Annotated in this window: 12 protein-coding genes and 2 riboswitches; of the genes, 5 read left to right on the top strand and 7 right to left on the bottom strand. The window is 62.6% G+C overall.

Translation table 11 applies throughout. The features are described from left to right. Nucleotides 1-25: 25 nt before the first annotated feature. Entirely contained in the window at nt 26-2710 is a 2685-nt protein-coding gene (gene mgtA, locus ACQ4WO_RS08875) for a magnesium-translocating P-type ATPase (protein WP_436481084.1), read from the bottom strand. A gap of 478 nt (nt 2711-3188) precedes the next feature. Between mgtA and ACQ4WO_RS08870 the strand changes: the two genes are divergently transcribed. Next, nucleotides 3189-3884 carry a hypothetical protein gene (locus ACQ4WO_RS08870; RefSeq protein ID WP_436481083.1) on the top strand — a complete coding sequence of 232 codons (696 nt, stop codon included), beginning with the start codon at nt 3189-3191 and terminating at the stop codon, nt 3882-3884. Continuing rightward, nucleotides 3881-4369 carry a hypothetical protein gene (locus ACQ4WO_RS08865; protein ID WP_436481082.1) on the top strand — a complete coding sequence of 163 codons (489 nt, stop codon included), beginning with the start codon at nt 3881-3883 and terminating at the stop codon, nt 4367-4369. The genes ACQ4WO_RS08870 and ACQ4WO_RS08865 overlap by 4 nt, the downstream gene beginning before the upstream one ends. Here the strand turns inward: ACQ4WO_RS08865 and ACQ4WO_RS08860 are convergent. The 3 genes from ACQ4WO_RS08860 to ACQ4WO_RS08850 form a co-directional block, all read right to left on the bottom strand. Then, on the bottom strand, nt 4356-4646 hold the full coding sequence (locus tag ACQ4WO_RS08860) for a DUF8309 domain-containing protein (RefSeq protein WP_436481081.1): 291 nt from the start codon (nt 4644-4646) through the stop codon (nt 4356-4358). The two genes, ACQ4WO_RS08865 and ACQ4WO_RS08860, sit on opposite strands and share 14 nt — an antisense overlap. A gap of 99 nt (nt 4647-4745) precedes the next feature. Further along, nucleotides 4746-5357: a TetR/AcrR family transcriptional regulator gene (locus ACQ4WO_RS08855; protein ID WP_436481080.1), complete on the bottom strand. Its 612-nt coding sequence runs from the start codon at nt 5355-5357 to the stop codon at nt 4746-4748. A 25-nt stretch (nt 5358-5382) separates the two neighbouring features. Further along, nucleotides 5383-6600 (bottom strand): Bcr/CflA family efflux MFS transporter, encoded by a 1218-nt coding sequence (locus ACQ4WO_RS08850; protein WP_436481079.1) that lies wholly within the window; start codon nt 6598-6600, stop codon nt 5383-5385. Nucleotides 6601-6745: 145 nt separating this feature from the next. Here ACQ4WO_RS08850 and ACQ4WO_RS08845 point away from each other — a divergent pair, with 145 nt between their 5' ends. After that, nucleotides 6746-6913 carry a hypothetical protein gene (locus ACQ4WO_RS08845; RefSeq protein WP_436481078.1) on the top strand — a complete coding sequence of 56 codons (168 nt, stop codon included), beginning with the start codon at nt 6746-6748 and terminating at the stop codon, nt 6911-6913. Nucleotides 6914-7139: 226 nt separating this feature from the next. Here ACQ4WO_RS08845 and gcvP read toward each other — a convergent pair whose 3' ends face one another. The 3 genes from gcvP to gcvT form a co-directional block, all read right to left on the bottom strand. Beyond that, the gene (gcvP, locus tag ACQ4WO_RS08840) at nt 7140-10040 is read right to left on the bottom strand and encodes an aminomethyl-transferring glycine dehydrogenase (RefSeq protein ID WP_436481077.1); all 2901 of its coding nucleotides are present in this window, start codon (nt 10038-10040) and stop codon (nt 7140-7142) included. A 118-nt stretch (nt 10041-10158) separates the two neighbouring features. Then, the gene (gene gcvH, locus ACQ4WO_RS08835; protein ID WP_436481076.1) at nt 10159-10539 is read right to left on the bottom strand and encodes a glycine cleavage system protein GcvH; all 381 of its coding nucleotides are present in this window, start codon (nt 10537-10539) and stop codon (nt 10159-10161) included. A 69-nt stretch (nt 10540-10608) separates the two neighbouring features. Next, nucleotides 10609-11730, bottom strand: a complete 1122-nt coding sequence (gcvT, locus tag ACQ4WO_RS08830; protein WP_436481075.1) for a glycine cleavage system aminomethyltransferase GcvT — start codon at nt 11728-11730, stop codon at nt 10609-10611. Between the two features lie 74 nt (nt 11731-11804). Continuing rightward, nucleotides 11805-11910, bottom strand: a riboswitch (glycine riboswitch). Nucleotides 11911-11937: 27 nt separating this feature from the next. After that, a riboswitch (glycine riboswitch) is annotated at nt 11938-12024 on the bottom strand. A gap of 169 nt (nt 12025-12193) precedes the next feature. On the opposite strand from gcvT, the gene ACQ4WO_RS08825 reads away from it, so the two are divergent. Both ACQ4WO_RS08825 and ACQ4WO_RS08820 read left to right on the top strand, forming a co-directional pair. After that, a complete protein-coding gene (locus ACQ4WO_RS08825) occupies nt 12194-12766 on the top strand; it encodes an ATP-dependent Clp protease proteolytic subunit (RefSeq protein ID WP_436481074.1) in 573 nt (190 codons plus the stop codon). 143 nt (nt 12767-12909) lie between these two features. Continuing rightward, nucleotides 12910-13545, top strand: coding sequence for a phosphatase PAP2 family protein (locus ACQ4WO_RS08820; RefSeq protein ID WP_436481073.1), 636 nt, complete (start codon nt 12910-12912; stop codon nt 13543-13545). The last annotated feature ends 82 nt before the right edge of the window (nt 13546-13627 follow it).

Genomic DNA, 13627 nt, shown 5'->3' with positions numbered 1-13627 from the left:
GTAGGGGAAAGAGCGGCTCATCATACTATTGCCAGCCGAATTTGCGCAGATACACGCGTTTCATGAACGTCGTCAGCACCGTGTAGCAGATGAGGATGCCCAGCAGCCATGGGAAATATCCCAATGGCAAGGCTTGCAGCTTGAAGTAGGTCGCCAGCGGTCCCATCGGCAGGAACACGCCCACGGCCATGATGGCGGTGGTAGCCACCAGCAGGGGCACGGAAGCGATGCTGTCGATGAAGGGCAGCTTGGGCGTGCGGATCAGGTGCACGATCAGGGTTTGCGTCAGCAGCCCCACGACGAACCAGCCGGACTGGAACAGGGTCTGCTGCTCGGGCGTATTCGCGCCAAACACATGCCACATCAAAATAAACGTGCTGATGTCGAAGATCGAGCTGATGGGACCAAAGAACACCATGAAACGGCCGATGTCGCGCGGATTCCAGCTCAGCGGCTGCTGGATCAGTTCGGCGTCGACATTGTCGAAGGGGATGGCGATCTGCGACACGTCATACAGCAGGTTTTGCACCAGCAAGTGCAGCGGGAGCATGGGCAAAAACGGCAAAAAGGCGCTGGCCACCAGCACGGAAAACACATTGCCGAAGTTCGAGCTGGCCGTCATGCGGATGTATTTGAGCATGTTGCTGAAGGTGCGCCGGCCTTCCAGCACGCCTTCTTCCAGCACCATCAGGCTCTTTTCCAGCAGGATGATGTCGGCCGCTTCCTTGGCGATATCGACGGCCGAGTCGACGGAAATGCCGATGTCGGCCGCGCGCAGGGCGGGCGCGTCGTTGATGCCGTCGCCCATGAAGCCGACGATATGGCCATTGCCGCGCAGGGCGCGCACGAGGCGCTCCTTGTGCAGCGGGCTGAGCTTGGCAAACACGGTGTTGTCTTCGGCCGCGCGGGCCAGGGTGGCGTCGTCCATGTCGTCGAGCTGCGGGCCTTGCAGCACGCCATGCACGGCCAGGCCCACTTCGCGGCAAATCTTTGCCGTCACGAGGTGGTTGTCGCCCGTCAAGACTTTCACGGTGACGCCATGTTCGGCCAGCGCGCGCAGGGCGGGCGCCGTCGATTCCTTCGGCGGGTCCAGAAACGCCACATAGCCGATCAGGGTCAGCGCCGTTTCATCGGCCACGCCATACACGGTTTTGTGCGGCGGCACTTCCTTGACGGCCACGGCCACGACGCGCAAGCCCTCCGCATTCAGGCCATGCGTGGTTTCCAGCACCTTGTCCAGCAGGGCAGAATCGAGCGGAATGTTCACCCCACCGAGGCGCAAATGGCTGCAGGCGGCAAGAATTTCCTCGACGGCGCCCTTGCAGATCAGTTCGTGGTGATCATTTTTTTCGGAAACGACGACGGACATGCGGCGGCGCACGAAATCGAACGGGATTTCATCGACCTTGACGTAATCGCGGGCCAGCTGCATTTCCGTTTGCAATTCCACATGGTCGAGCACGGCGCGGTCGAGCAGGTTTTTGAGGCCCGTCTGGTAGTGGCTGTTCAAATAGGCGAATTGCAGCACTTCATCGGACGGCTGGCCGAACACGTCCGTGTGGCGCTCGAGCACGATCTTGTCTTGCGTCAAGGTGCCCGTCTTGTCCGTGCACAGCACGTCCATGGCGCCGAAGTTCTGGATCGCATCGAGGCGCTTGACGACGACCTTCTTTTTCGACAGTTTCACGGCGCCCTTGGCCAGGGTGCTGGTGACGATCATGGGCAGCATTTCCGGCGTCAAGCCCACGGCCACGGACAGTGCGAACAAAAACGCTTCCATCCAGTCGCCCTTGGTCCAGCCATTGATGAGGAACACGAGCGGCGCCATCACGAGGGCGAAGCGGATCAAGAGCCAGCTGACGCTGTTGACGCCCGCTTCAAACGCCGTCGGCGTGCGCTCGGTGGCCGTCACTCGCGTGGCGATGGTGCCGAAATAGGTGCGGTTGCCGGTCGCCAAGACCAGCGCCGTGGCCGCGCCCGAGATCACGTTCGTGCCCATGAACAGCAAATTGGCCAGTTCCATGGGATCTTTACCATTGCCATCGGCCAGTTCGGCCATCTTTTCCACGGGCAAGGATTCGCCCGTCATGGCGGCCTGGCTGACGAACAGGTCTTTCGCGGAAAGCAGGCGGCAGTCGGCGGGGATCATGTCGCCGGCCGACAGCACGATGATGTCGCCCTGCACCAGCTGGCGGATGGGCAGCTCGATCTGCTGGCCATTGCGCAGCACGGTGGCCGTATTGCTGACCATGGCTTTCAGGCGTTCGGCAGCCCGGTTCGAGCGGCCTTCCTGCACGAAGCGCAGCAGGGTCGACAAAATCACCATGGTGCCGATGACGATGGTGGCCTTCGGGTCTTCCGTCAGGTAGGAAACGATGGCCAGCACGGTCAGCAGCAGGTTGAACGGATTCTTGTAGCACAGCCACAGGTGCTGGCACCAGGCCAGCGGTTTTTCATGCTCGACCTCGTTCGGGCCCGTTTGCGCGCCGATGACTTGCGCCTCGGCATCGCGCAAGCCTTCCACCCGCGTGTGCAGGCGGTTCAGTGCCGTATCGAGGTCTTCATGGGCGGCGGCCAGCAACTGGCGCGCCAGGTGGTCGGGCACGGGGCGGGCCGTGTTGTTTTCCAGCGGCATGGCGCGGCGGCGGAAGTTACCGGCCGTATGGCGCTTGCGCAGGAACGATTCGAATAAGCGGGTGAAGAGATTCATGGCTCTTCCTTTCACGACGAGGTGTTGACGGGCGGCGCAGCCGCAGGCAAGACTTGCGTGCCGCCAACGCGCATGACAAAGCATGGCGCTGGCGGGCAATCCGGGTCAGTAGCCGGTCGCGATCGGAAAGAGGGGGGAGGCGCGCAGCCGGACTGGCCGCGCGAGACACCGCACCTTGCTCAGCAAGGCACGGAGGAAACAGAGTTCCGCGTTGCTTGCTGTTTAGCTGCCGAGGCAATCACCGATACAAGATCGGCTACTGTCACTAGAACAAGTACCCACGTGGGACTCCGTAAAATGAATAATGCACGGATGATAAAAGTGCATGCCGGCAAGGTCAAGCAAAGATCGTCTACATTACCGAAGCGTAATGTAGAGCGGTTCTTGATCACCGGTTTCTGCTGGCGTTCGTCCTGGGTGTGATTGTTATAATCCGGGGAAGCCGTCATGTTCGACGAAGATGCAAGCTGGCAGCCCCATGAAAGGCATTGCTCATATGGCACGACTCAGAGAGATCAGGGTAATTGAAACACCACTGAGCTATTCCAACCAGCGAGCCTGGTCTTTCCATCCGGGCGCGCATCATGTGCGGCAGTTGCTGATGCATTTTTTGCCGCCTGATTTCATCCTTGATGGCTCTTCGCTGCTATCCGTCATCTTCGGCGAAAAACCGGCCGGCGAGGCGCAGTGCAGCCAGGCGCTGGGCTGCACCAGCTATTATGTGGACGACTTCGATATCGGCGCCTACATGGCCGGTTCCCCGTCCGAACAACAAGAGCGCATGCTGCTGGAACTGACCGCGGTGCTGGTCCGGCTGGCAAGTGATGCGGGTGCGGATGTCGAGGCCGTCAATCAAGCGGCACGCTGTGTGCGCGACTGCGGGTTTGCACTCTACATTCCGGTGCGCAAATTATGGCGCTCGTCGCCGGACAGACAATATCGCGTCGAAGTCTACCGATGCCTGGGCCCGGCCATCGGCGAGGTGTGGCAAGCCCATCTCGTCGACAAAGCCGGAAAACCATTGGCTGTCCACGGTATCACCAACACGCCAGGCTACCTGGACCGTACCTCCCACTTCAGCAAGTCCCGCTGGGACGGCATGTTGTTTCAGATTGTGCACGCCACGATGAATTCCGTCGTCTACAGCCTCGATACGGCGCGGTGCGACACATGATGGCTGGCGCGGGAAATTATTTTGAAGTGGAATTATTGAAGCACTTGCATGGCGCGATAGAGGCCGGGGACATCTTGGTCGAGGCTGACAGCGCCCGGCATTTTTCAAGGCTCGCGCAGTGCTATCCCGTTGCCGGTTCCAAAATACGATGGAGCCACCTACCCGGTTCGATCGAGCGCCACGAAAACGCAGCCGATCGTCAACTTGCCGCCGGCTGCGATTTTTTTGGCGAGATGGTTGCGCTGCACGGCTTGACTGGCCAGGCCGTTCATATCGGCGACAGCGCCGTCGAGTTTGCCCTGCTGGCGTCTGTCGGCGAATTTTCCAGGCATCTGGACGCGTTGCTGTCCATTCCACAGCACCACTATTTTGTGGCGGCCGATTATTCGTGGTGCATGGTGCTGGGCATGGAAGGCGGCATGTCTTTTGGCCGGATGGCCAATGGCAATACCGGCACCCGCTTGCACACGTTTATCTCAGCGTAACGGGCAAGCGCCGGGTCAACGGACGCAGGTTTACACGATCCGTCCATAGACCGGGGAAGACTTCGAACTTCAAATCGTCACGGTTGTCGCCGGTATCGAAATAGCGGCATAGCCTGTCGTTCGCGTCGGCATCACCCCACATATTGCTCAGCTCATGCCGTTCGTTCCGGTCGCGGCTTGCCGGTAGTGCCAGTTCTTCTTTCAGCGCGGGTATCACGCCGACCGGATCGGCACCGCGAAACGGGAAGCCTGCCTCAAAATTGACGAGAGGCCTCAAGCAGTAGCGTTCGTGGTCGCCGACAATCAGAGGACTGCCGGCTTGGATTCCATCATACGCTGAACGCGCTGAACAGCAGAAGGGCAAGCAGGCTCGATGTCATGAGGGCTTGCCGGTGGTTAAAGAAAGTGAATCGGAGAGGATTTGCCACAAGGCCGCGTGGCGCTGCTGCAGGGCGGCGCCGCCCGCGTAGATCAGCTCCACGTGCAGGCTGTCGACGATGCCCAGGTAGGCTTGCGCATACAGGTCGACGCGCTGCGGCGCCAGGGCGGGCGCCATGCGGCCCAGGCTGGCCACGTAATGTTGCTGCAATTGCGCCAGCAAGGCTTCATAGCCCGTGCCGACTTCGATGCGCAGGGGCGCGGGCGGCAGGTAGGCTGTGCGCAGCAAAAAGCGCAGATGGGCCGAATCCGTATAGCGCTGCGCCATGCGGTCGCAGTACAGGGCACCGGCCAGTTGCCCGCCGGGCGCCGCCAGCGCCGCCTCGTCGGCGAAGCAGCGATCCATGAAAGCCTGCTCTTCGGCCAGGGCGTCGGCAAACACGTCGAGGAAGAGGGCATCCTTGCCGGCGAAGTGCGAATACAGCGAAGCCTTGCGCATGCCCGCCTGTTCGGCGATGTCGCTCAGCGACGAGGCGTCGTAGCCGTGTTCGGAAAAATGGACGACGGCGACGGCGCAGATGTTATCGGCCGAGGCCGAGCGTTTCTTCATATGAGGCTAGTGGTTGGGTGAAGCGTCAGTGCGCTCCCAGGCTGCCGGCATGGACCGGATGGACGCGCGCAGTGGCCAGGGTCAGCCATGATACCAGCAGGCCGGCCGCGGTCAAGAACAGCAGCCAGGGCAATGGCCCCCATTCGGACAGGCTGGCCGCCAGCGGCGTGGCAAAGGACGACAAGGTCATCTGGATGGCGCCCAGCAGGGCGGCCGTGGAGCCGAGCGCACGCTGTTGCGAACCCATGGCCATGGCCATCAGCGCCGCTTCCGCGATGCCCAGGCCAAACAGGGCCACGAACATGCCGGGCACGACGGCGGCGATGCCCGCTCCCGCCCAGGCGCCCAGCAGGGCCAGTGCCGCGCCGCCCAGCATGGCCGCGCTGCCCGCCACGCTCAGGCGCGCCACGCCGTGCTTTTCCACCATCCGGCCGCTCGCCATCGCGCCGAGCAGCACGGCCACGCCCGTCGCGCCGAACACGAGGCCGAAGTTGCTGACGGACAGGCCGAAATCGCGCTGGTACACGAGCGACGCGCCGCCGATATACGCGAACAGGAAAAAGAACGTGGCGGACAGGGCAAACGCGGGCAGCAGGAAGGCGCGGTCCAGTGCGATGCGCGCGTACGTGTGGTGCATGCCGCGTGGCGAAACGCGGCGCGCAGGCGGCAGGGTTTCCGGCAGGAACAGCGCGCTGTTGAGCAGGGTCAAGGCACCCAGCGCGGCCAGGGCCAGCATCACGGCGCGCCAGCCGTGGTGCGCGTCGAGCAAGCCGCCCACGGCGGGCGCCAGCACGGGCGCCAGACCGACGATGGTCATCAACAGGGCAAACAGCTGCGCCGCTTTGACCCCATCGGCCACGTCGCGCACCATGCTCATCACGACGACCAGGGTCAGCGCCGCGCCCAGGCCTTGCAGGGTGCGCGCCAGCAGCAGGGTGCTCAATTGATCCGCCTGCGACGCCCACACGGCCGCCACGATGTAGACGGCGATGCCGACCAAGAGCGGACGGCGCCGGCCCAGCATGTCGGTGAGCGGCCCGCACAGCAGTTGCCCGCCGCCCAGGGCCAGCAGGAAAACGGTCAGGCTCAGTTGCACGTTCGCATACGAGGTGTGCAGTTCGCGCGCCATGGCCGGCATCGAGGCCAGGTACATGTCGATGCCTGCCGGACCGAGCACGGCCACGAGAGCCAGGGAAGCCGCCAGCCCGAGACTGGCGGCGGGAACAGTGGTTTGCTGCTGCATTGCGATTCCTTTTGTCGTCAAAAAAACGGGGCATGGACGCCTCCGTGTTTTTTATTGTACACTTACTGCCTACCGGTAGGTAGTTTTCTCAATCAATGAAAAGGATCAGCACGATGAAGGAAGAAACGATGACGGGAGAGCTGGCATGACGGAAGTGGGAATTTCGCTCAGCGGCGTAGCTGTCGCGCTGCTGTTTGCTGCCTGGAGCTCGCACCGCGCCCGCTGCGAGCGGCGCGATGTCGTGTGTTTGACGGTACTGGGTGCGGTGCTGGGGCTGCCGGGCGCGGCCTTGCTGGCGTTGCCGGTCGCGTAGGTCGGATTAGCGGAGCGTAATCCGACAACATGGTTAGCGCGGCCGGTGGTGAGGTCGGATTACGCGCTTGCGCGCTAATCCGACCTACGCAGCTGATTGCAGAGTTTCGACGCCTGACAAAACCGTAGCGAGCGTCAGTGATTTGTGGCCGAGAAGCGCAACCGTACTCTAGTACGGTGAGCATCGCCGGCCGCAAAGCGCGACGCGCAGTAGGTTTGGTCTGGCGTTATTCCTCCTCGTAAGAGCTGATCGGTGCGCAGCCGCAGAACAGATTGCGGTCGCCGTACACGTTGTCGGCGCGGCCGACCGGTGGCCAGTATTTGCGCTGGCGCAGCGAAGCGACCGGGTAAGCCGCGATTTCACGGCTGTACTTGCGGTCCCAGCTGTCCGACATCAAGACTTGCGCCGTGTGCGGCGCGTTTTTCAAGGGGTTGTCGTCGTGGTCGAATTCACCGCTGGCGACCTTGGCGATTTCCGCGCGGATGGCGATCATGGCGTCGATGAAGCGGTCGATTTCCACTTTCGATTCGCTTTCCGTCGGCTCGATCATCAGGGTGCCCGGCACGGGGAAGCTCATGGTCGGCGCATGGAAACCGAAGTCCATCAAACGCTTGGCCACGTCTTCGTTGCTGATGCCGGTGGCGTCCGTGATCGGGCGCAGGTCCAGGATGCACTCGTGCGCGACCAGGCCGTCGTGGCCCGAGTACAGCACGGGGTAGTGCGGCGCCAGGCGGCGCGCGATGTAGTTCGCCGCCAGGATCGCCGTCTCTGTGGCGGCGGTTAATCCCTCTGCGCCCATCATGGCGATGTACATCCACGAAATCGGCAGGATGCTGGCCGAGCCGAATGGCGCGGCGCTGACGGCGCCAATGCCGGCGGCATCGCGCTGGTAGCCCGACGAACGCTGGTTCGGCAGGAACTTCGCCAGGTGGGCGCCGACACCGATCGGGCCGACGCCTGGTCCGCCACCGCCGTGCGGGATGCAGAAGGTTTTATGCAGGTTCAGGTGCGACACGTCGCCACCAAACGAGCCGGGAGCGGCCACGCCGACCAGCGCGTTCATGTTGGCGCCGTCGATGTAGACCTGGCCGCCGTGCGCGTGGATGATCTCGCACAGTTCCTGGATGCCTTCTTCAAACACGCCGTGGGTGGACGGGTAGGTGACCATCACGCAAGCCAGGTTGGCGCTGTGCTTTTCCGCTTTCGCTTTCAGGTCGGCCAGGTCCACGTTGCCATTGGCGTCGCAGCTGGTGACGACGACCTGCATGCCGACCATGTTGGCCGATGCCGGGTTGGTGCCGTGCGCCGACGATGGAATCAGACAGATGTTGCGGTGGCCTTCGCCGCGCGATTCGTGATACGCCTTGATCACCAGCAGACCCGCATATTCGCCCTGCGAGCCGGCGTTCGGCTGCAGCGAGACGGCCGCGTAGCCCGTCAGCGCGCACAGCATTTCTTCCAGCTGCGAGATCATTTCGCGGTAGCCGACCGTTTGCGCATCGGGCGCGAACGGGTGGATGTTCGAGAACTCGGGCCAGGTGACGGGAATCATTTCCGACGTGGCGTTCAGCTTCATCGTGCACGAGCCGAGCGGGATCATGGTGCGGTCCAGCGCCAGGTCCTTGTCGGCCAGGCTGCGCAGGTAGCGCAGCATTTCGTGTTCCGAATGGTAGCTGTTGAAGACCGGGTGGGTCAGGTAGGCGCTTTCGCGCGCCAGGTTGGCCGGCAGCGCGCTGGTCACAGTTGCTTCAACGGCGTCCAGGTCCGGGGCGGCAGGCGCGTTGGCCAGGCCGTGCGCGAACACTTTCCACAGCAGCGCGATATCGTCGCGCGTGGTGGTTTCGTCGAGCGACACGCCGACGTGGGTGTTGTCGATCTTGCGCAGGTTGATGCCGTGGTGCATGGCCGTCGCGTGCAGCTGCGCCGCATCGGCGACGTTGATGGTCAGGGTGTCGAAGTAGCTCGCGTTGACGACGCCATAGCCGAGGGTCTTCAGGTTGGCGGCCAGCACGCCCGTGTAGCGGTGCACGCGCTGGGCGATCTGCAGCAGGCCGGCAGGGCCATGGTAGACGGCGTACATCGAGGCCATCACGGCCAGCAGCACTTGCGCCGTGCAGATGTTCGAGGTGGCTTTTTCGCGGCGGATATGCTGTTCGCGCGTCTGCAGGGCCAGACGATAGGCCTTGTTGCCTTGCGCATCGACGGTCACGCCCACCAGGCGGCCCGACATATTGCGCTTGAACTCGTCGCGCGTGGACAGGTAGCCCGCGTGCGGGCCGCCGAAACCGAGCGGCACGCCGAAGCGCTGGCTGTTGCCGACGACGACGTCGGCGCCCCATTCGCCCGGTGGCGTGAGCATGGTCAGGGCCAGCAGGTCGGCCGCGACGATGACCATGGCGCCATTCGCATGCAGTTTTTCCACGCCGGCGCGGTAGTCGCGCACGACACCGTTCACGCCAGGGTATTGCAGCAGCACGCCGAAGCAGGCGTCCAGCGACTCGATTTCAGCCGGGTCGAACGTACGCACCTCGATGTCGATCGGCTGGGCGCGCGTCTGCACCACTTCCAGGGTTTGCGGCAGCACGTCGTTGGCGACGTACAGCACGTTCGACTTCGACTTGCCCACGCGCTGGATCAGGGTCATCGCTTCGGCGGCGGCCGTGCCTTCGTCCAGCATCGAGGCGTTCGAGATGCCCATGCCGGTCAGGTCCGTGATCACTTGCTGGAAGTTCAAAATCGCTTCCAGGCGGCCTTGCGAAATCTCTGGCTGGTAAGGCGTGTACGCCGTGTACCAGGCCGGGTTTTCAAAGATGTTGCGCAGCACGACGCCAGGGGTGAACGTGTTGTAGTAGCCCTGGCCGATCAGGGACTTCAGTACCTGGTTCTTGCCGGCGATGGCTTTCAGGCGCGACAGGGCTTCCTGTTCCGGCATCGGCTGCGAGTACGCGCCCAGGGGCAGGGCGCCCTTGTTGCGGATGTTGGCAGGGACCAGGGCGTCGATCAGCGCGGCGCGCGATGGATAGCCGAGGGTCGCCAGCATGGCTTGCTGTTCGGTGGCGGAAGGGCCGATGTGGCGGGCGATGAAGGCATCGCGTGCTTCGAGTTGGGTCAGGCTGGTGCGGGTCATGATATAGAGGCCAAAAAAGACTGAAAAACCGGGATGCGGCGCGCGGGCGCGGCGCCGGGGCATAGCTACAAAATTAAATGCAAACGGGCCGCAAACGCGGCCCGTGAGTCAAACGCGATTACGCGCTGGTGGTGGCGCCATAGGCGGCAGCGTCGAGCAAGCCGTCCAGGGCCGACACGTCGGCTGGCTTGATCTTGAACAGCCAGTTGGCGTAGGCGTCGGCGTTGATCGATTCAGGCGCGTTGACGACGTCGTCGTTGACGGCCACGACTTCGCCCGACAGCGGCGCATAGATGTCGCTGGCCGCCTTGACCGATTCCACCACGGCGGCGTCGTCGCCGGCGGTGAAGGTGGCGCCGACATCAGGCAGTTCGACGAAGACGATGTCGCCCAGCGCGTCCTGCGCATACTCGGTGATGCCGACGGTGATGGTGCCGTTGGCTTCCAGGCGTACCCACTCGTGGGAAGCGGTGTACTTCAGGTCTGCAGGAATGTTCATGTGTGGCTCCAGATGGTAAATGTTCGTTATTGATTATGGTTGTTCGGTCTTGCGGGCGGCTCTAATCGCTTACGCAACCAGGATTTTACCGTTACGCACGAAAGGCAGCTTGACTACCGAGGCGGCCAGCTGCTTGCTGCGGATTTCCACGTGCACGGTGTCGCCTACAGCTACGCCGTTGGGCACGCGCGCCAGGGCGATTGCTTCCTGCATCGTCGGGCTGAAGGTGCCGCTGGTGATTTCGCCTGTTTGCTCGTTACCGGCGATGATGACTTTTTGATGGGCGCGCAGCACGCCGCCTTTTTCGCGCAGGATCAGACCGACGAATTGCGCGTTCTGGCCTTTGGCCTGCAGAGCGGCCTTGCCGATGAAGTCGCGCTCGCTGACCAGGTCGATCGTCCACGCCAGGCCCGCGTCGAGCGGGTTGACGGTTTCATCCATGTCCTGGCCGTACAGATTCATGCCCGCTTCCAGGCGCAGGGTGTCGCGCGCACCGAGCCCGGCCGGCTTGACGCCCGCCGCTGCCAGGGCGTTCCACAGCGCTTCCACCTGGGTGGCGGCCACGCCGATTTCAAAACCGTCTTCGCCTGTGTAGCCGGTGCGCGCCAGCATGACTTCGCCAAATGGCGTGTCCTTGATGATGACGACGTTGAAGGGCTTGATGGCTTCGGACGCGGCTTGCGTTTGCGGCAGCACTTGCCACACCTTGGCGCGCGCGTTCGGGCCTTGCACGGCCACCAGGGCCATGGCGTCATTGCCGTCGCGGCGCTGCGTGATCGTCAGGCCGCTGTTGGTGCTGGCATTTTGCTGCTGCATCCAGGCCACGTCTTTTTCAGCCGTGCCCGCGTTGACGACGAGGCGGAACCAGTTTTCGTTGAAGAAGTAGACGATCAGGTCATCGATGACGGTGCCTTCGGCATTCAACATGCACGAGTACAGCGCCTTACCCGACACTTGCAGCTTGTCAACGTTATTGGCCAGCAAGCCGCGCAGGAAGGCGCGCACGTTCGGGCCCTCGATATCGACCACGCACATATGGGATACGTCGAACATGCCGGCATCGCCGCGCACGGCGTTGTGTTCTTCGATTTGCGAGCCGTAGTTGACAGGCATGTCCCAGCCGCCGAAATCGACCATGCGGGCGCCGAGGGCTCGGTGGGCGTTGTTGAGTGGGGTCGCTTTGAGCGTCATGGATTCCTCGGGACGAAGGTAATAGGGGAGTTAACAAAACATAGAATAGCCAAACACGGCTTTCCAGCGTGATCACTGACCCCCCTGTCCTTTGTACCTGAGAGATTACGGGGGCTTGCCCCGTGCGCCCCTTCGGTGGGCCGCCGGCAATAGCCGCGGCCGCTCTCCAGAGTTGAGCTAAAGATGTCGCCAAAGCAACAATTTCAGTCCGCCTGATCGGTCCTTTTGCCTGAGAGTTTTTGGGTAGTGCCCCTTCGGCGGCAACGCTGGGTTGCCCTCTCCCGATCAAGTGGGAGGAATATATGCCAGCGGGGTGGTTCTGTCAATCTGTAAAGACGTTGCCAAATTGCAGCAAAAGCCCCGGTTTGCGGGGCTGGGAGCGGTGCTGGCCCGTTGCAAAAGGGCGCCCGGCCGCGCGGGAATGCGCTATGATGAAATCCTGGCTTTCTTGCGGGTGCCTGCCATGAACACGACACAAAGCGAGACACAAAACAACACCGAGCAACACGGTTACTTTACCCTCTCGGGCGACGTCAACAGTGATATGGTGCGGCGCGTCTTCAACGCCGTGGCCGACATCACGGAAGACAAGCTCACCACTGCGCATATTTTGATCCAGTCCAACGGCGGCTATGTCAGCGATGGCATCTGCCTGTACAACTTTCTCAGCAAGTTGCCGCTCGGCATCATTACCTATAACGCGGGCGCCGTGGCGTCCATCGCCGTCACCCTGTTCCTGGCGGGACGACAGCGCCACGCCAGCGACACGGCCCGCTTCATGGTGCACAAGTCGCATGCGACAGCTTCGCCCGGTTCGCGTCCCGATGCGCTCAGCATCATCGTCGAGGGCTTGCGCGCCGACGACATGCGTACCGAGCGCATCCTGCGCGGCCAGGTCAACCTGACGGAAGAGCAGTGGCAGGTGCATGCGTATTCCGACCTGCACCTGACGGCCGACCAGGCGCTGGAGGTGGGCCTGATCGAATCGATCCGTGACTTTGCGCCGCCCAAGGGCAAGCGATTGACGAATATCTGACGCCCGGGAGCTGGCCAAGCCGATGGTTTTGCGCGGAAATTTGTAATGGAATGTAATTCTTCGCTGCAGCACAGCAAAAGCCGCGCGGAACAGGGCAGAGTCGTGGCATAGTGCTAGCTGATCATGAAATAAGCGCATGCACGATGACTTGGTGGAACGGGATTTCTTTTGCGGCCGACATGTCCGTGATGGGGCCGGCTGGTGTGGCGATTGCCTTGTGGCTGCTGGTGTCGCACCAGTGGCGTTTGGTGCTCAGCTGGAGCTTGTGGTACGGCTGCGGCCTGGCCCTCGTGGTGCTGTCGAAGCTGGCGTTCATGAGTTGGGGCGTGGGCAGCAGCGCGCTCGATTTTACGGGTTTCAGCGGCCACGCCATGCGCGCCGGCGCCGTGTTTCCCGTGCTGATGTATGTGCTGTTGCAGCGGGCCGAACCGCGATGGCGCCATGCCGGCGTGCTCGTCGGCGTGGCCTTTGCCGTGCTGGTGGCCATTTCCCGCGTGGTCGTGCATGCGCACAGCGTGTCGGAAGCCGTCAGCGGCTGCGTGCTGGGCCTGGCGTTGGCGCTGGGCTTCATGTGGAATGCCCGCGGCGCCGTCAATTTCGCCGTCAGCCATGCGCTGGCCCTGGCCAGCCTGGCGCTGATGGTGGCGCTGAGCTTCAAGGCCGAACCCATGCCGACCGAGCAATGGCTGCAAAAACTGGCCATAGTGCTGTCCGGTCACGAGCGCGTTTTTTCCCGCGCGGACTGGAAACTGGCGCAGGATGGCCGTCCGGCCCATTAAGACGGCGCCCGCTGGTACTTGACGCCGCTGTTTTTTGGCCAGAAAAGCATCAGGAAATGGTATGATGAACCACTTTTTTTGC

The sequence above is a fragment of the Janthinobacterium aestuarii genome, from assembly GCF_051380835.1.
GTDB classification, from domain to species: Bacteria; Pseudomonadota; Gammaproteobacteria; order Burkholderiales; family Burkholderiaceae_D; genus Janthinobacterium; species Janthinobacterium aestuarii.
This window is presented reverse-complemented; position numbering and strand designations above follow the sequence as displayed.